Origin of the sequence: Roseburia sp. OM04-10BH, from assembly GCF_003462605.1 — a bacterium.
GTDB classification, from domain to species: Bacteria; Bacillota; Clostridia; order Lachnospirales; family Lachnospiraceae; genus Roseburia_C; species Roseburia_C amylophila.
The window spans coordinates 67,384-86,507 of the sequence record NZ_QTZI01000003.1 but is presented as its reverse complement, the minus strand read 5'-3'; the positions used below and the strand labels follow the sequence as shown (position 1 = coordinate 86,507).

Below are 19,124 nucleotides of genomic sequence, written 5' to 3'. Positions count from 1 at the left end.
TCCTGTCTATTTCAAAAGCTGTTTTTCAACGTCCTTTACGATTCCCTCAAGAATCTCTTTGGCATTGCCTTCTATGGTTGCTCCGGCTGCCCGTATATGACCGCCTCCACCATAGGACATCATAATAACTGCCACATCTACCTTACCACTGGAACGCATGCTTGCTTTAAAGCTTCCATCCTCATTTTCGTAAAGAAAGATTGCAGCTTCCACATCTTTGGTAGCACGAAGCTGCTGTACGATTCCTTCTAAATGTTTCGGAAGAACCTGGTATTTTTCCATTTCTTCTTTGGTTACGATAGATGCAATGCATTTTCCATCTAAAAAGAGCTGGCTGTCCACCAATGCCTGACCTAAAATCCGGTTCTGCTCGTAAGTTTTCTCATAATAAGTCTTATCCACGATACGGCTGAAATCAATTCCCATTTCCATCAGCCTGCCGGCAATGTTCATGGTCTTTGCAGAAGTACAGGAATACTGGAACACACCGGTATCATGCACAATTCCCACATAAATACATTCTGCAATTTCCTTTGTAATCTTCTCTTCATCTATGAGTTCATATACAAGCTCACAGGTTGAACTTGCCTCCGGGAAAATGTAGTTTGCATCTGCAAAGCTCTGATTGCTGATATGATGGTCAACACAGAAGGTACGTTTTGCTGCATGAAAATATTTCACTGCATTTCCCAGTCGTTTCTCATCGCCGCAGTCCAATGCAATAAATAAATCGTATGGCTCTTTTTCTATATAAGAGCTGTCAATTTTATCTGCATTTGCAAGGAATTTGAAAATGTTTGGAATCGGTTCCAGATGGAGTTCCACTTCCATTTCCGGATGATATTTTCTGATATAGTTATATACTGCTAACGTGGAACCTACACAGTCTCCGTCAGGTTTTACATGACCGGCTATTGCTACACGCTTCACATCATAAAGCTGTTCCTCTAATTTCATTGGCAACACCTGCTCTCTTTCTCTTCGGATGAGGCTTAGGACTCTTCCTGTCCAATCACCTCATCAATTTTCTTTGACATGTTTACACCATACTCAATGGACTGATCCAGAATAAACCGAATCTCCGGAGTATTTCTTAAATTGATACTTTTTGCGAGGGCATGACGAATATACCCTTCTGCACTATTAAGACCTTTGATTGTATTATTCTGAGCTTCTTCGTCTCCGAATACACTGATATACGCCTTACAGGTTTTTAAATCCGGTGCCACTTCTACGGCGACCACACTGGTCATCGGTGCAATACGCGGGTCTTTTACTTCACTCCGGATAATGTTGGAGAGTTCTCTTTGAACTTCTCCATTTATCCGCATATTTTTCATACTATTTTTTTGCATAATTTTCCTGTCCTTCTATCAGATTATCTGGCAACCTCTACCATCTTATATGCCTCTACCTGATCCAGTTCTGCAATATCATTAAATCCTTCGAATACAAGACCACACTCATATCCGGCTTTTACTTCCTTCACATCGTCCTTGAAACGTTTCAGGGAAGCAAGATTTCCTTCAAATATCTGTGTTCCCTCACGGGTAATACGGACTTTACATCCACGCTCAAAGTTACCATCCAATACATATGAACCTGCAATGTTACCAACACCGGATGCTTTGAAAATCTGACGGACTTCTGCATGGCCGATTACTTTTTCTTCGTATACAGGATCTAACATTCCCTTCATAGCAGCTTCTACGTCTTCAATTGCGTTATAGATAACTTTATAAAGACGGATATCTACACCTTCATTTTCAGCAGTAACCTTTGCTGTAGGGTCCGGTCTTACGTTAAATCCAATGATGATTGCGTTAGATGCAGATGCTAAAGTAACATCAGATTCGTTGATTGCACCAACACCACCATGGATAATCTTAACCACAACTTCGTCGTTGGAAAGTTTTACAAGACTCTGTTTTACGGCTTCTACAGAACCCTGGACGTCTGCTTTAACGATGATATCCAGCTCTTTTACATCTCCGGACTGAATCTGTGAGAACAGGTCATCTAAAGACATTCTGGAACGGGTCTCCTCTAACAGTTTTGCCTTTCCTTCGGAAATATATGTCTCTGCAAAGTTTCTTGCATCTTTTTCACTGTCACATGCTACGAATGTTTCTCCTGCATCTGGTACACTGGAAAGTCCTAAAATCTCTACCGGCATGGATGGTCCGGCTTCTTTTACTCTTCTTCCCTTATCGTCAATCATGGCACGCACTTTACCATATGCACTACCACAGGCAATCGGCTCACCAACTGTAAGGGTTCCCTTCTGTACTAAAACAGTTGCTACAGCTCCTCTTCCTTTATCCAGCTGTGCCTCAATGATAACACCACGGGCTTTACGTTTTGGATTTGCCTTTAACTCGCTGACTTCTGCTGTTAATAATAACATTTCCAATAACTGGTCAATACCTTCGTGGGTATGAGCAGATACCGGTACAAAAATGGTGCTTCCACCCCAGTCTTCCGGAATCAGTTCGTATTCGGATAACTCCTGTTTTACTCGGTCGATATTGGCATTTGGCTTATCAATCTTATTGATTGCTACTACGATTTCAATTCCGGCTGCTTTAGCATGGTTAATTGCTTCTACAGTCTGCGGCATGACACCATCATCTGCTGCAACTACAAGAATTGCGATGTCGGTGGATTTTGCTCCACGCAGACGCATTGCGGTAAATGCTTCATGTCCCGGTGTATCTAAGAAGGTAATCTTCTGTCCATTGATACTTACCACATAGGCTCCGATATGCTGTGTGATACCACCAGCCTCACGGTCTGTTACATGTGTATTACGGATTGCATCCAGAAGGGATGTTTTACCATGGTCAACGTGACCCATTACACAGACAACAGGTGGTCTTGGAACTAAATCTTCTTCTCTTTCTTCATCCTCTTTTAAGAGTTCTGCAATTACGTCTACCTTTTCTTCCGGCTCTGCAATACAGTTAAATTCCAGTGCAATTTCTTCTGCACTGTCATAGTCGATTTCCTGGTTTACGGTAACCATCTGTCCCTTCATAAAGAGCTTCTTGATGATTTCAGAAGCCTGAACCTTCATCTTATCTGCCAGTTCCTTAATCGTCATACGCTCCGGCAGGGATACGCTGCGGATGGTATCTTCTTCCTTTGGTTTCGGCTGTGCAGGACGTTTCTTCTTACCGCCGTTTTTCTCAAGATTTACATATCTTTCCTGTTTCTTGCTTCCTAACTTATCGTGCTCCTGCACCTGTTTCTTACGGGTATTGTCACGGTCACGGTTCTCACGGCTTTCTTTTCTTAAATCGTCCGGTCCTGCCTGGATTGCTTCTTTATTGAAACGGTTTAATTCCTGATCGAATCTTCCACCATTTCTTCCGCCTCTTCCATTTCTGTCGCCTTGTGGACGGTTATTATTGTATGGTCTGTCTCCCTGTGGGCGGTTATTGTTGTACGGTCTGTCTCCCTGCTGGCGGTTGTTATTGTACGGTCTGTCTCCCTGCGGGCGGTTGTTATTATACGGTCTGTCTCCCTGCTGACGGTTATTATATGGTCTGTCCCCCTGCGGGCGGTTATTGTTGTACGATCTGTCTCCCTGCTGACGGTTATTATACGGTCTGTCTCCCTGTGGGCGGTTGTTATTATACGGTCTGTCTCCCTGTGGACGGTTATTGTTGTATGGTCTGTCTCCCTGCTGACGGTTATTGTTAAAGTTTCTTGTCTCCGTCTTCTTCTCTTCTGTTTTCACTACCGGTTTCTCCTGAACAGTTTTTGTTTCCGTAGTCTTTACTTCTGCAGTTTTCGTTTCTGCTGGTTTTACTTCTGCAGCCTTAACTTCTGTTGCCTTTACCTCTGCCGGCTTAACTTCTGCAGCTTTTACTTCTGCAGGCTTTGGTGCTGCCGGTTTTGCAGGCTGAGCTGGTCTTGCAGCCGGTGCCGGTCTTCTTGTTTCTCCGGTCTTGGCATTGGTGTGATAAGCCTGACGTCTGCTTCCCGGATTGGTCTTGCTGTTCTGTGGGTTAAATACAGCAGAAATGCTTGCTTTTTTCTTTGGACGAGCCGGTGCTTCTGTTGATTTTGCCTCGCCTGCAGCTTTTGTTTCACCTGCTGGCTTTGCTTCTGTTGCAGCTTTTGCTTTGCCTGCCGGCTTTGTCTCTGCTGCTGGCTTTGCTGCCGGTTTTGCTGCTCCTTTTACTTTAGAACGTACCAGTTTCTGTGCATCTTCATCTATACTATTACTGGATGTCTTTACTTCATACTGGGTTCCTTTTAAGGAATCCAAAACATCCTGCGGCTTTATATTTAATTCTTTTGCGAGTTCATATACTCTGAGTTTTGACATATATAACTACCTCCGTTATTCAGTTGTTAACAGTTTCAATTGCTTTATGACGGCTTTGGCAAGACCTTCGTTGGTAACTGCCAATGATGCCCGAAATTCTTTTCCAATATGATGTCCGAGACTCTCCTTATCAGCATAAGCATAAAATGGCACTTCATAAAAGCTGCACATATCACGGAAATGTTTCTTCGTATTATCTGAAGCATCTCCTGCGACAATGACCAGATGAGCCTTTCCTTCTTTTACCGCTTTCTCTGTTGAAAATTCTCCGCTTGCAACATTTCCTGCCTTGGCAGAAAGTCCAAGCATGGATAACACCTTATCTTGTTTCAATATTCTGCATCTCCTTTTGCAACTCCTCATATATTTCTTCCGGAATCGCCATTTTCAAAGATCTTTCCAAGCCCTTTGTCTTTTTTGCTGCCAAAAAGCAATCCATATTCGGACAGATATATGCGCCTCTTCCATTCTTCCTTCCAGTGGAGTCCACTACAAGTTCATCTTCCGGCGTATGAATAATCCGAATCAGTTCTTTCTTGCTTTTCATTTCCTGGCATCCTACACATTTCCGCATAGGAATCTTCTTATTCGTTGCCATCTATGAACTCACCATCTCCTGCGTTTTCTTCTTCATAACCTTCCTCATAACCCTCTTCATACTCCTCATCATAGTCCTCGTAATCATTTTCATAATCCATGAATTCACCGGACTCTCTTGCCTGTGTCTCACTCTTGATATCAATCTTGAATCCGGTCAGTCTTGCAGCAAGTCTTGCATTCTGTCCTTCTTTACCGATAGCAGGGGATAACTGATAATCCGGAACAACAACCTTTGCGCTCTTCTCTTCGCCATCTGCGATTACGGAAATAACTTTTGCTGGGCTTAATGCGTTCTCGATTAACATAGCAGGATTCTCATTCCAGTTAATGATATCAATTTTCTCACCGCGTAATTCACTTACGATAGCATTTACCCTGGCTCCGTTCATACCTACACATGCTCCTACCGGATCTACATCAGGGTCATTGGAGTAAACAGCAATCTTTGTTCTGCTTCCTGCTTCACGGGCAATACTCTTAATCTCTACAATACCATCTTTTACTTCAGTAACTTCTGCTTCAAACAGACGTTTTACTAATTCCGGATGTGTTCTTGAAACCATAATCTTTGGTCCCTTTGGTGTAGATTTTACTTCCAGAATATATACCTTGATACGTTCGGTCGGTTTGAATACTTCACCCTTTACCTGCTCATTTTCAGTAAGAATGGCATCTGCTTTACCAAGATTAATGGAAATATTTTTTCCAACATATCTCTGTACAATTCCGGTTACAACGTCTTTTTCCATGCTATAATATTCGCTGTAAATTGCTTTTCTTTCTTCCTCACGAATCTTCTGTAAAATTACGTTCTTTGCATTCTGTGTTGCAATACGTCCAAATTCTTTGGATTTAACTTCTACATTTACCACATCACCAAGATTGTACTCAGAATCAATCATGCGTGCATTTGCAAGGCTGATTTCTGTTACATCATCTTCTACTTTTTCCACTACGGTCTTCTCAGCAAGCACATGGAACTCGCATGTTTCCGGGTCAATATTTACTTTAATATTATCTGCCTTTCCAAAATGGTTTTTGCATGCAGTCAGCAGAGAATTCTCAATTGCCTCAAGTAAAGTCTCTTTGCTGATATTTTTTTCCTGCTCCAGTATTGTCAATGCTTCCAACAACTCGTTATTCATTTCTTTATCCTCCTATATACTTATTTTCTAAGTTGTATGCTATGTTAATGATTAAAAATCGATGGCAAGACGGATTAATGCAATATCCTTCTTATCAAATACCTTCTGTCCATAAGATTCGTCTTCAATTGTTACGGTATTCTCATCATATGCACTTAAGACTCCACAAAATTCCTTTTCATGATCTATGGCACGATACAGACGTATCTCCACTTCTTTTCCCATAGAACGGACATAGTCCTTTTCTTTCTTCAACGGTCTGCCAAGTCCCGGCGAACTCACTTCAAAAATATAAGAGTCTTCCACATAATCTTCCCGATCCAGAATCTCATTCATTTCCCGTGCTACCATTTCACAGTCATTGACGGTAATTCCGCCTTCCTTATCAATGTAAGCCCGTAAGTACCAGTCGGAACCTTCCTTGACATATTCCACATCTACCAGTTCAAAATGATACTTATCAACGATTGGCTGAATGAAGCTTTCTGTCTTCTGTTCATAAATTTCTTTTCTGGACATGTAACCACCTTTCCATCTGCTTAAATTTTGTTCTAAACATGAATTGAGAGTGGACGCAACGCCCACTCTCAAAGCCTAAATCATCATGTACTGTATTATTATAGCACTATTTTCTTAAATTGCAAGATTTTATTTCCAAATTATCTACTTTCTGCCGGCTTTTCCTGCCTTTTTCTGTGACCAGACAGAACATGCTCCAATCACTACGGCAACCAGAATTGTAAATACATATGCCATCCATGCTGGTAATGTTCCTGCAGATACTACTGCTGTGCTGCCGTTTCCATCACCTTTTACTAAAATCAATGCAGAAACCGGAGCTACTTCTGCTGTTCCAGAAATTGTTTCAATCGTATCTTTTCCTGCTAAGGTATCATTAATGCATACATTCCAGTTTCCTTCCGGAAGAGTTACTTCTTTTTTCTCATTATTGGCATTGAAGATCACATACATTCCATCTGCTGTCTCTCCGTCAACATCACCGGTAATTGCAAACGCTACTACATTATCATCTAAATCTTCTACCGGAGTCACATGTGCTTTTACATCCTCTGCATTGTCAAGGCGAAGCACCGGATGTGCCTTACGGAATGCAATCAGTCCTTTATAATACTGGTAAACATTCTGATACTGTTCATCTTCCAGATTGCTCCATTTTAAGCTGTTTACTGAATCTGGTGAGGCATAGCTGTTTTCATCAAGACCACCATCTGCTTTCACTTTGCTTCTTAAGAATTCTTCTCCTGCCTGCATAAACGGAACACCCTCTGCCGTCATATAAATGGCTGCTGCAAGATTGTTCATGCGGATTCGCTCCTCCACGGAAGCTTCCGGAGTAGAACGGATAATACGATCCATCAGGGAAAGATTATCGTGACAGGATGCGTAGTTAACGGACTGGGAAGGTGTAGTACACCATTCCGGTGATAATCCCATAAAGCATTTTTGTAAGGTCTTCTCTTTGCCATTTGCTCCGGATACAAAACCTTTTTCTGTAGTTGAAAATGTATTTCCTTTTAACAAATCTCTTAAAGTATCACTGAAAAAAGCCATTTCCGGTACTTCTGTGGAATTGGTCTGTGTTGTCATGGAATATCCTTCTTTGGTAAGGCTTGTCTGCATCGACCATCCTTCTCCGTAGAAGATAACATCCGGGTGGTCTTTGTGCACTTCCTCGATTACCTCGTTCATGGTTTCCGTATCCAAAAGTCCTACCAGGTCAAAACGGAAGCCATCAATATGATATTCATCTGCCCAGTATTTCACAGAGTCCACAATATATTTCTTCACCATGGAACGCTCGGATGCTGTGTCATTTCCACAGCCGGAACCATTAGAATAAGTCCCATTATCATTTACTCTTGAGAAATACTCCGGCACAATTACGTTAAAACAGAATTCTCCTGCATTGTATACATGATTGTAAACCACGTCCATAACGACACTGATATCATTATCATGTAACGTCTTTACCATTTCTTTAGCTTCTTTCACCCGGACTTCTCCATGATATGGATCCGTGGAATAAGAGCCTTCCGGTACGTTGTAGTTGACCGGATCATATCCCCAGTTAAACTGTGGTGTATCCAGCTTTGTTTCATCTACGGAACCATAATCATAAAACGGAAGTAAATGTAAATGTGTGATTCCCAAATCCTTGATATGGTCAAGTCCGGTCGGAACACCATTTTCAGTTGTGGTTCCGGTCTCTGTCAGTCCTAAATATTTTCCAACGTTTTCAATTCCGGAACTGGAATCTGAAGAGACGTCACGGATATGCATTTCATAAATAACAGCATCATTAATACCCTCTCCGGCATGTGGGTTACCGTCACTGTCCCACCCTTCCGGATTGGTGGATTCCAAATCAATTATCATGGCACGTTTTCCGTTGACACCTGTGGTTCTTGCATATGGGTCATTGGCTTCTTTTTCCTCACCATTAATGGTAACGGTATAAGTATAATAGGTACCATTTAAATCTCCATCCTTTGATGCCACCCAGGTTCCGTTTATATCTGCAGTCATTGGAATGGATTCGATTAAATCATCGGTTCCTTCTATTCCTGATTCATAGAGATTTACAGAAACAGCCTGTGCGGTTGGTGCCCAGAGACGGAACGCTGTGCTGTCTTTTGTCCAGGTTGCACCAAGGTCATCTCCGTCATAAGTATATTCTTCTTCAAATTCTTTGGTGGAATATACGCTCGGCATCACTACTTTATATTCAGTTCCTTCGTATGTAATCTGATAGCTCTTATAAGCATCTAATGGTTTTTCCACAACTACCTGATATACGAAATCTTCATCTTGTGTTACTTCTTTGATAGTAACCGCCACACCATCGGCACTCTTAATGGAAAATGCCTGCATCAGATCCCCTTCAACTGCTCCGGTCATCTGAACGGTTACTGCGCTTTCCCCATCATATTTGGCTCCGGATAATTTAGTTCCGGTTACAGCATCATCACCATATTCTTTGGTATATCCTTTCACACCGGACTCCACATAAATATCCACAGTGCCGGATACCATCTCGGAAATATCAATAAACTGGTCTTCATCAACATCCTTGGTCCAGTCTGCTGTACGCACAATAAATCCAACAGAGGTTGTACCCGGTGTTACTTCCATGGTTGCCACATGGTCACCATCTTCCTCTGCCAGTTCATAAGCTGCACCATCCGCACCTTCTCCCCACATCCAGACATCCCATCCATCGTAATTGTCGTCTGCTCTGTGGTAATGCAGCTTAATCAAAAGTTCGTCAGCCTTTACCATTGCCGCATCTGAGACTACTGAAAAAACAGTCATCATGATAAGCAGCAATGCCATCCCCAATGCTTTTCCTCTTCTCTTCATGTCACCCTCCATCATACATTTGTTAGATTTGCTTATTTTTTCCTTGTTTGTTACCGGAAACATAGTAAATTGTAACATAATATATGCTGATTTGGAAGAGAAATTTTCGTAAATTTTAGTATTTTTACATTTTTTAGTTATAAAAAGAAACATACCAAATCCTATTTTGATATGTTTCTTTCATTTACTTATTCATCTTCTTCATCACTACTCCAGGATGAAATCAGATGTATTTCTCCAGTATCTAAATCCAGTGCCATGTTGTCTGACACTCTTGACATCAAATGTCCCTCCATATCCATTGCGATATTATCTGATGTCTGACAGAGCATATCTCCATCATTGTAATCAAGCATATTTCTATACATATTCTATTTCTCCTCTAAAACCATCTTTAACATTTTAAATGCAGCTCTTTTTTTTGCTTCTTTTTTTGCTGTTGCATCTGCCATGCAAATATTATCATATTCTTTAATTACACATTCACAATGCCAGATTGGATTACCATTCGAATCATATTTCTCCGCAAAGTTATATTGCGGAATGGAAAAATAGCCTCTCCTTGCAAGAATTTCAAGTTGATTAATAGAATCTTGTTTATTTGGGTGTTCTATTTCATCCCTAATAGTAAACAATAAGTTATTCTTTTCCAGGTACTGGTATACATATTTTGCCGCAGCCTTTCTGGCTTCTTTCTGCGAGTCACCAAACCCACGAATAATATTGTCAAATTCTTCAATTTTTAGATACGCCTTATATAGTGGCCTTTTTCCGTTTATCGGCCACTCACTACACACATAATCCTCCATATACCAATGTGCAGTATTGTATTTTTCCACATGATATAATGGTAAAACTCCATATTTTCGTAATGACCACTCCTGCAAAAGTTGAATATAATTGTCATCTTCATTCTCCAAATCAGGTTCCAGCATCTGCTCAATCACTTGTTTAAAGATTTTCATATCCCAATTACAATCCAATACTACTGCCCCAATGATTGCTTCAAACAAATCTTCTTTTACAGCATCTTTTTCTTCCGCATGTCCGTTAATATCACTTTTTCCCATAATAAGAAAATCAGCGAACCCTAGCATATCAATTCTTTCTGCCAGATTCTTCCTTTGAACAAGTTTGCTCTTAATTTCTGTCAATTCACCTTCATCACATTCAGAATAAAATTCATTACACTCATCCCTGTTGAAATCATCGCACTCAGATGCCATATAACCGTACTCTTCTGTAAGCAATTGAACCACAACAAAATCAAGAGCCTTATCACCAATGAACTCTAAAACTTCGTTATTTGCCCCGCCATTTTCTGCAGAATACGACCTGCGAACAAATGCCTGTTGTAACAAGTCCCGATTTTTAAATTTGTAATCAATTTGGTTTTCGATACCAATTAAATCATTTGTATCCATATGATACCTCCTAGTTTTTTTACTAGAAGACATAAAGAGTCCAATAATAAACAATCCATTCTTATAATGCATTGCTAAATTGAACAAGATAAGATAAATTTGAATCTTTGTTTTTCTATGTTTACATCATTTCACTTTCATAAAATGAAATAAACCTATGAAAACAATGGTTTTAATTTATAATATTATGCCCTCTGCTTTTAATATAACAGAAAGCATGCTGTTTTTCAATTCTTATTTTTCATATTCCTACCAATCCAAAATCGAAATTGATTTGAATTCAAGTATTCTCCCCCCTTAATCATTTTGTACAAATTCAAGCATTTTAATTGTGTATACATTTCCACAAATTTACCTTTTCTTTTTTTGTAGAATCTCCTTTATTTTTTAATTTTTAAACATATTGCTTTTATCCAATATTTTAAGGAGGTAACGATATGTTGCAGTTTTTAACAGCGGTTCTATATGTATTCTTCAACATTGCAAATTATTATTTTGATAATTTTTTAACATTTTCTTACTAATATTTTTGAAGAGCACTATGAAAAAATAACACAATTACTTTTACAAAGCATCAAACACTATAGGGACATCCACTTTATTTTTCTCCGCCTGCAGCTAGCCTTCTCCATTTGTGATGCAATCAATATTCAAGGCAAACCTCTTTTTATTCCATTGCATTTTCATGCAAACTAGAAAGCTGTCAGCATACCTATAAAAAGGTTATTGGCACTGTCACTAGAATTACTGTGTCAACTAATAATGCCTTACATAACTTTCAACTGTTGCAGACTACTATGCAGCTGCGTCCTCCACCACTGCTACATTACACGAATAATACGAATCCAATTAAATATCATCTCAGCTTTTCAACTGTCCCAGCTACACTTATAGCTCATAAACTATCCATATCCTTATCAACTCAGCAATCCGGAGTAGCATAATAAAACGATTGCTTCATTCCTTTTTAATACACACACCACAACTTTCTCGCTTAAATCAGAAAGCAAATTATAAAAATCAAAATTGGCATAAGAACTATTACCCCATAAAGAATATTGATACAAACAACTTTTATTTGCTGTAAAAAAGGATTATTTTCGCTTAGATAATTGTTTAACTTATCCAATTGTCTTATTCTTTCTTTTTCCAATGTACATCTTTTTGCTTCTATTATATCATTCTTATAACAGTACCATCTTATGCTATACTCTTTGCATCTTTGCTTAAGCGTATTAAAAAAGTCTACCTCCGCCCGATATTCCATTCTGTCAATCACTTCGTTATATTCGGACTTTTTATCAGAAAGATTTTCATCAGTAAGTTCTCTTTTTAACACTTTGATTGCATTCAACGTCGATTCTGTTGCTTTAATTCTTTCAGAGTATTTTGAATTTCCATTTATAATAGAAAATGCCAAGATTACAACAGAAATGATTATGCTAAAATATCCAGACAATATTTCATCATAATATTTAGGAAAATACAATGAAGTTAACGAATAAATAATCAAGACTATACTGTAATAAATAAGCACAAAACTTGAAAATTTTGAGTTCTTATCTAATCGCTTCAACATATTGGCTTGATTGCATTGAGTCACATTCATGATATCATATATTCTATCTCTCGTATATTCTTCCATAATTCTCCTCTTTTCCTCTGTATAAAACAATTATATTTCATATCGGTATAAACTGCAACTACACTTATGACATACCATATACCCTTTTATTTAAGGTCAAAAACTAAACCGATTTGTGGTCGATTTATCTTGGGTAAGCACTTTTGCAGGACTCTCCTTTCCTGCGTATTTTATCAATCGAACTTATGTTAGAATACCTTTTTGAATACCTCGCACTTTTAGTAATGTATTTTTAAGGCTTTTTAGAACAACTACGAGAAACAAACTTTGCGAGTTTCTCGAGTTATCGCAGTGCTTGCCAAATATGCATGCAAGCATGCGATTTTTCTCGCTACTCGCGTAAATAAAAAATGCTGTAAAACCATTATCTGGCTTTCAGCATCTTCTATGGGTTGGGCTATTAAATTATTAATAGTGAGCAGTTCATAGGGGAATCGAACCCCTGTTTCCGCCGTGAGAGGGCGGCGTCTTAACCGCTTGACCAATGAACCGGACAAGTGATACTATAACACGACGCCCTCTAAATTGCAAGCACTTTTTTTAATTTTTTTGTAATTTTTTTCTTCAGCTTCTTTCTAGTCCTCATATCCATTCGGATTATTCTTCTGCCATCTCCAGGAATCGGCACACATTTCACGAATGCCAAACTCTGCTTTCCAGCCAAGCTCCCGCTCTGCCTTTGAAGGGTCGCAATAACAGGTCGCAATGTCGCCGGCACGACGTGGCTTAATGGAATAAGGAATCTTTACGCCTGTTGCTTCTTCAAAATTCTTTACAATATCAAGTACACTATAACCATGTCCGGTACCAAGATTGTAAATACTTAATCCGGCATTTTCCTCAATCTTCTTTAATGCCTTTACATGTCCCTTTGCCAGGTCTACTACATGAATGTAGTCTCTTACCCCGGTTCCGTCCGGTGTATCATAATCATTTCCAAATACGCCAAGCTCTTTTAACTTTCCAACTGCCACCTGGGTAATATATGGCATCAGATTGTTCGGAATTCCATTCGGGTTTTCTCCCATAGTTCCGCTCTGATGTGCTCCGATTGGGTTAAAATATCTTAATAAGATAACATTCCATTCCGGATCAGCTTTCTGCATATCCATAAGAATCTGCTCTAACATGGATTTCGTCCAGCCATATGGATTGGTACACTGTCCCTTCGGGCATTCCTCTGTGATTGGAATCTGTGCCGGATCACCATATACGGTCGCGGAGGAAGAAAAGATAATATTCTTGCAGCCGTGCTGGCGCATCACATCTACTAATGTCAATGTTCCTGCAATGTTGTTATTATAATATTCCCATGGCTTTACCACAGATTCTCCAACTGCTTTTAATCCTGCAAAATGAATGCAGCAGTCAATCTTCTCTTTTTCCATGATTTCATTTAAGATATCACGGTCTAATATATCTCCACGGTAAAATGTAACTTCTTTTCCAGTAAGCGCTTTTACACGCTCCAATGATTTTTCGCTGGCATTGGATAAATTATCCAGCACTACTACGTCATAGCCTGCCTGCTGTAATTCCACGCAGGTATGACTTCCGATATAACCTGCTCCACCTGTAACTAAAATAGACATATTCTCCACTCCTTTGTACTAAAATATGTATTTTCGTGTTCCTTACAAATAAGAGTATACCTTATATTCCTGTATTTGAACAGTATCTATTGTATAAACAATATGTATTTTTGTTGCATCTGCAAAGGACAGCCTCTATAATATATCTATAATCTATCTGCAAATTCCAGAAGGGAGGCATACGATGGACCCAAAATATAAGAATTCTTATAAAGTAAATAAAAAAGAACTGGTTTCCCTTTCCGTCTATAATGTCGGTTTCCAGAAATGTGAACCTCTTTACCAGTGGGGACCGGGAATCCGTGACCATTATCTGATTCATCACATTCTATCCGGCAAAGGATATTATTCTGTTGGTGGTAAAGTTTATGCCCTTTCCACCGGAGATACCTTCCTTGTCTACCCTCAGACCGAAATCACCTATTATGCAGACGAAAAAGACCCGTGGGAATATGCCTGGGTAGGCTTTAATGGCAGTGACGCTGCCATTATTTTGAATGCCACAGATTTTTCCAGGGAGTTTCCACTGATTCACCAGACGCCGCTTTCCGAATCCATCCGGGAACACCTTCTCGGTATCTATGAAGCCTGCGGAAATGATTTCATGGATTCTGTAGAAATGACCGGACGGCTCTATCAGACGCTGGCTCTTTTTATGAAACATGCCAGCAATAATGAACAGTATAACAGTTCCAGCAACTATGTCCAGAAAGGAATTGCCTATATTTCCGCCAACTATTCCTACCCGATTCACGTAGAAGATATTGCTGATTATGTAGGCGTAAGCCGGAGCCATCTGTACCGCTCTTTTGAAACCATACTGGGTCAGTCGCCGAAAAATTATCTGACCCAGTTTCGTTTAAAACAGGCATGCTATCTCTTAGAACACTCCAGCCTATCCATTACTGCTGTAGCTAATTCCGTAGGCTTTGACAATGGGCTGCATTTTTCCAAGACGTTCCATAAGCTGAAAGGAATATCGCCCCGGGATTACCGGCTTGCATCCTTAAATAATAATACAGACTAATCCGCCATTATTATCATTTACAACTTTCTGCATGGTATCCTGCAGTTTCATCTGGCTTTCATCATCCATCATGCCAATCTTGCTGCGGATACCGTCTTCCATCAGTTCTCCAATGGATTTTCCAAAAATGCTGGTTCCCCAGACTCCATCTTCTGTGCTCTGTCCCTCTTTGATATAATGAATCAGGTCGTTTGCCTGCTCTTCACTTCCTACAATCGGTGCAATCTCCGTTTCAATATTTGCCCGGATCATATGAACAGACGGTGCTACTGCCTTGATTTTTACACCAAACTTATTGCCATGTTTAATCAGCACCGGATCATCCATTTTAATATCTGAAAGCTTCGGACTCACCACTCCATATCCTTTCATTTCTACCGATTGTACCGCATCCGCTACCTTCTCATATTCCTTACGTTTCTCAGAAAGCTCTTTTATCATGGAAATAAGCTGGTATTCCCCGGTCACTTCTGTTCCGGTCAGTTCACTGATATTTTCATAATAATACTGATCTGCAATATCCAGCCGGATATCTGCTGTGCCATTTTCCAGATTCACCGCCTGCATCATCATATTGGAAATGTAATCTCCCTCCGGAGCCATCTTGTAATCCATCAAATCTTTAATCAGAGTTACTTCCGACAGCATTTTTCCAGCATTTGCAACCACATTTTCTTTGATTGGATGACTCATTTCCAACATTTCTACCCATTTCGGAAGAAAGAAATTCATCTTCACCACCGGGAATTCATAGAGGATACCCTTCAGCACTGCATAGACATCTTCTTTTCGAAGCTGCTCACAATTCAGTGGAAATACACTGACTTCATATTTTTCTTCTAATTCTTTTGCCAGTTGTGCCGTTTCCTCGCTGTATGGTTTTACGGAATTCAGTACCATAACAAAGGGTTTTCCGATTCTCTGCAGCTCTTTTATGGTTTCTTCCTCACCTTTCACATAATTCTCCCGCGGGATATCTGTGAAACTGCCATCTGCAGTTACTACAATTCCAATGGTTGCATGGTCATTAATAACCTTTCTGGTCCCGACCTCTGCTGCCTTTGTAAAAGGAATTTCCTCTTCAAACCAAGGCGTCTTTACCATTCGCTCCACACCATTTTCCAGATGTCCGGTGGCACCCTCTACCATATAACCCACACAGTCAATCAGCCTCACTTTTACTTCGGCATCTTCGCCAAGCCGGATTTTTGCAGCATCTTTTGGAATAAACTTCGGCTCTGTTGTCATAATGGTTTTCCCCTGGGCCGCCTGTGGCATTTCATCCACCGCACGCTGGCGGCTGTTTTCATCCTCCATAAACGGAAGTACCATCAGCTCCATGAAACGTTTGATAAAAGATGACTTTCCGGTCCGCACAGCTCCAATCACACCTATGTAAATTTCCCCATTTGTCCTTGCACTGATATCTTTATACATATCATAAGTGCCTGTATTAAAATTTTCCATATAAATTCCTCCTGCCTATACTGTTATATGTATATGCAGGAGGAAGTCACCTTTATAACAAAATATTCAGTTTTCCAGAAAGACATCTAAACTCTGCGTGCGTCACATCCCCACAATATTCTCCGTCAGCATGCAATACCATTGGTTTTTCCAAATCCACGCTGAATTTTCTACAATTATGGATATCAAAGCACTTAAATCCTGTATGTTTTCCCTTTACCAGAAATGGCAGCAGAAAAAAGGTACGCCACCTTGCCACTCCATAGCCACAGCAGACCGAAAATTCTCCGTCCGTAGCCACTGCATCCGGAGCCATCGGCACTCCACCGCCTTCACAATACTGATTCATTCCAGCAATAAAAATCATCCGGGAAATCGGCTCTTCCACTTCATCATCAAATACTATCTTCGCCTCTGCTGTCGGCATGGTAAACAAGGATTTTATCGTAAGACAGACGTAGGTTAATGAACCAAGTCCCAGTTTATTTAATGCTTTCTTTAATCCGGAATGCAGTGCCTGTTTACATACATCCGCATCCAGTCCAAGACCGGAACTAATTGCAAAAATCTTCTGTTCCTTCTGTCCTTCTTCCACCCAGCTGACACAGCCCAAGTCAATCGGCGTTGTCTCTTCCGCCTGAAGTATCCGCTCTAAATTTTCTGTAGGTGTTCCATTGATTTTCATACCTCTTGCGAAATCATTCCCAGAGCCGGTCGGTATGTAGCCAAACCGGATTTTTTCAAAATCATGCATCCCGTTCAGTACTTCATTTAACGTACCATCACCACCGACCACAATAAGATACACTTTTTCTCTATCAATATCACATACACGGTCTGCAAGCTTCTTCGCATGGCCCTCATACTCTGTAAAATGTGCTTTATACCTTATTTCATGCTCCAGAAGGTAATTCTGCAGTTCCTCCCAGACCCGTTTGGACCTGCCGCCTCCCGAGGTATTGTTTACTATAAAATGATACATTTTATTCTGCTGTTTCTAAAGCTTCCAGCTCTTCTTTTGTTTTTCTCTTTCTACAGTAGATTTCCATATTTTTGCAGACTTTCTTTGCAAGTGCCGAAGTAATCTGTCCATCTACTGCACGCCATTTCCAGTTCATGCCAAGTGTAGATGGTGTATTCATACGTCCTTCACTGCCAATTCCAAGAATATCCTGCATCGGAACAATAGCCATATCACCAACACAGCCCCATACTGCTTTCATGGTGCCCCAGTTATATCCTTCTTCTTTGTTTAATCTTAAATATTCTTTGGCATATTTAACGCTTTCCTTTGGAGCCGTCTTGAACCATCCCATAATGGTATCATTATCATGAGTTCCAGTATAAACAACACAATTCTTTTGATATGTATGTGGAAGGTAATCACTCTCTTCTCTGCTGTCAAAAGCAAACTGGATTAACTTCATTCCAGGGAAACCGGTATCCTTTAACAACTGTTTTACGGACGGTGTTAAATAACCCAGATCTTCTACAATAATATTTAATCTGCCAAGTTTCTTTTCCAGAGCATTGAACAGGTCCATACCAGGACCTTCTCTCCACTCTCCATTTCTTGCTGTCTTATCCTTTGCAGGAATTGCGTAATATGAATCAAAACCTCTGAAGTGGTCAATACGAACAACATCATACAATTCAGACATTGCTTTGATACGTTTTGTCCACCAGGTATAACCATCCTTCTTCATAGCATCCCAACGGAATAACGGGTTACCCCATAACTGTCCATCATCGGAGAATGCATCTGGAGGACATCCGGATACATCAATCGGATCCAGGTTCTCATCTAAATAGAACTGTCCCGGATTTGCCCATACATCTGCGCTGTCACCAGCAACATAAATAGGTACATCACCGATAATCTGAATGCCTTTTTCATTAGCATATGCTTTCAGCTCTGTCCACTGTTTGAAGAACAGATACTGCAGCATTTTCCAGAATTCAACATCATCTGCAAATTCTTCTTTCGCATTTTCAATTGCTGATGGTTTGCGGAGTTTTAAATCTTTCTTCCATTCAAACCATGCAACCCCGCCATTTGCATCCTTCAATGCCATAAACAGTGCATAGTCCTCTAACCAGTCACTGTTTTTCTCACAAAAGTCCGCAAAATCATCCGGTAATGCTTTTTTAAAGCGCTGATATGCTTTTTTCAATAAAGGAAAACGGTTTTCATAAAGTGTTCCATACTCTACAAATTCCGGATTTTCTCCCCATTCATAGCTTAAACATTCCTTTTTTGTCAGTAACTTATCCTTACAAAGATAATCTAAGTCAATAAAATATGGATTCCCCGCAAAGCTTGAAAATGACTGATACGGAGAATCTCCATAACTGGTTGGGCATATCGGTAATATCTGCCAGTAAGTCTGTCCTGCTTTATCCAAAAAGTCTACAAATTTTCTGGCTTCCTTTCCCATTGTACCAATTCCGTATGGTGACGGAAGTGAAGATATATGCATTAATATCCCACTTGTTCTCATAATTAA

The 19,124-nt window shown here is 40.1% G+C and carries 16 protein-coding genes and 1 tRNA gene; 1 reads left to right on the top strand and 16 read right to left on the bottom strand.

What is annotated here, in order from left to right; genetic code table 11:
• Positions 1–6: 6 nt before the first annotated feature.
• The 13 genes from DXB43_RS04285 to galE all read right to left on the bottom strand — a co-directional run bounded on the left by DXB43_RS04285 (position 7) and on the right by galE (position 14,123).
• Positions 7–957: a DHH family phosphoesterase gene (locus tag DXB43_RS04285; RefSeq protein WP_117841001.1), complete on the bottom strand. Its 951-nt coding sequence runs from the start codon at positions 955–957 to the stop codon at positions 7–9.
• 35 nt (positions 958–992) lie between these two features.
• Positions 993–1,355: a 30S ribosome-binding factor RbfA gene (gene rbfA, locus DXB43_RS04280; RefSeq protein WP_022242577.1), complete on the bottom strand. Its 363-nt coding sequence runs from the start codon at positions 1,353–1,355 to the stop codon at positions 993–995.
• 23 nt (positions 1,356–1,378) lie between these two features.
• Complete coding sequence (gene infB, locus DXB43_RS04275) at positions 1,379–4,336, bottom strand: translation initiation factor IF-2 (RefSeq protein WP_117946900.1); 2,958 nt, start codon at positions 4,334–4,336, stop codon at positions 1,379–1,381.
• 15 nt (positions 4,337–4,351) lie between these two features.
• The gene (locus DXB43_RS04270; RefSeq protein ID WP_022242579.1) at positions 4,352–4,669 is read right to left on the bottom strand and encodes a L7Ae/L30e/S12e/Gadd45 family ribosomal protein; all 318 of its coding nucleotides are present in this window, start codon (positions 4,667–4,669) and stop codon (positions 4,352–4,354) included.
• Complete coding sequence (gene rnpM, locus DXB43_RS04265; RefSeq protein ID WP_022242580.1) at positions 4,656–4,934, bottom strand: RNase P modulator RnpM; 279 nt, start codon at positions 4,932–4,934, stop codon at positions 4,656–4,658. Before rnpM ends, DXB43_RS04270 begins: the two co-directional genes overlap by 14 nt.
• Positions 4,921–6,081, bottom strand: a complete 1,161-nt coding sequence (gene nusA / locus DXB43_RS04260) for a transcription termination factor NusA (RefSeq protein WP_117946899.1) — start codon at positions 6,079–6,081, stop codon at positions 4,921–4,923. Before nusA ends, rnpM begins: the two co-directional genes overlap by 14 nt.
• Positions 6,082–6,132: 51 nt before the next feature.
• Positions 6,133–6,600, bottom strand: coding sequence for a ribosome maturation factor RimP (gene rimP, locus DXB43_RS04255; protein ID WP_022242582.1), 468 nt, complete (start codon positions 6,598–6,600; stop codon positions 6,133–6,135).
• A 144-nt stretch (positions 6,601–6,744) separates the two neighbouring features.
• Positions 6,745–9,462 (bottom strand): type I pullulanase, encoded by a 2,718-nt coding sequence (gene pulA / locus DXB43_RS04250; RefSeq protein ID WP_117946898.1) that lies wholly within the window; start codon positions 9,460–9,462, stop codon positions 6,745–6,747.
• A gap of 188 nt (positions 9,463–9,650) precedes the next feature.
• Positions 9,651–9,830 carry a hypothetical protein gene (locus DXB43_RS04245; RefSeq protein ID WP_022242584.1) on the bottom strand — a complete coding sequence of 60 codons (180 nt, stop codon included), beginning with the start codon at positions 9,828–9,830 and terminating at the stop codon, positions 9,651–9,653.
• A 3-nt stretch (positions 9,831–9,833) separates the two neighbouring features.
• On the bottom strand, positions 9,834–10,886 hold the full coding sequence (locus DXB43_RS04240) for a ribonuclease III family protein (protein WP_158567191.1): 1,053 nt from the start codon (positions 10,884–10,886) through the stop codon (positions 9,834–9,836).
• Positions 10,887–11,880: 994 nt separating this feature from the next.
• Positions 11,881–12,531 (bottom strand): SLATT domain-containing protein, encoded by a 651-nt coding sequence (locus DXB43_RS04235; RefSeq protein ID WP_117946896.1) that lies wholly within the window; start codon positions 12,529–12,531, stop codon positions 11,881–11,883.
• Positions 12,532–12,950: 419 nt separating this feature from the next.
• Positions 12,951–13,022 (bottom strand) — tRNA-Glu (locus DXB43_RS04230).
• Between the two features lie 84 nt (positions 13,023–13,106).
• A complete protein-coding gene (gene galE, locus DXB43_RS04225) occupies positions 13,107–14,123 on the bottom strand; it encodes a UDP-glucose 4-epimerase GalE (RefSeq protein WP_022242586.1) in 1,017 nt (338 codons plus the stop codon).
• A gap of 184 nt (positions 14,124–14,307) precedes the next feature.
• Here galE and DXB43_RS04220 point away from each other — a divergent pair, with 184 nt between their 5' ends.
• Entirely contained in the window at positions 14,308–15,150 is an 843-nt protein-coding gene (locus DXB43_RS04220; RefSeq protein ID WP_117840997.1) for an AraC family transcriptional regulator, read from the top strand.
• On the opposite strand, the gene spoIVA is transcribed toward DXB43_RS04220, so the two are convergent.
• The 3 genes from spoIVA to malQ are packed head-to-tail and all read right to left on the bottom strand — an operon-like array spanning position 15,130 to position 19,118.
• A complete protein-coding gene (spoIVA, locus tag DXB43_RS04215) occupies positions 15,130–16,617 on the bottom strand; it encodes a stage IV sporulation protein A (RefSeq protein ID WP_117840996.1) in 1,488 nt (495 codons plus the stop codon). The two genes, DXB43_RS04220 and spoIVA, sit on opposite strands and share 21 nt — an antisense overlap.
• A 52-nt stretch (positions 16,618–16,669) precedes the next feature.
• Complete coding sequence (locus tag DXB43_RS04210; RefSeq protein ID WP_117840995.1) at positions 16,670–17,599, bottom strand: diacylglycerol/lipid kinase family protein; 930 nt, start codon at positions 17,597–17,599, stop codon at positions 16,670–16,672.
• 1 nt (position 17,600) lies between these two features.
• Entirely contained in the window at positions 17,601–19,118 is a 1,518-nt protein-coding gene (gene malQ, locus DXB43_RS04205; RefSeq protein ID WP_117840994.1) for a 4-alpha-glucanotransferase, read from the bottom strand.
• Positions 19,119–19,124 lie beyond the last annotated feature (6 nt).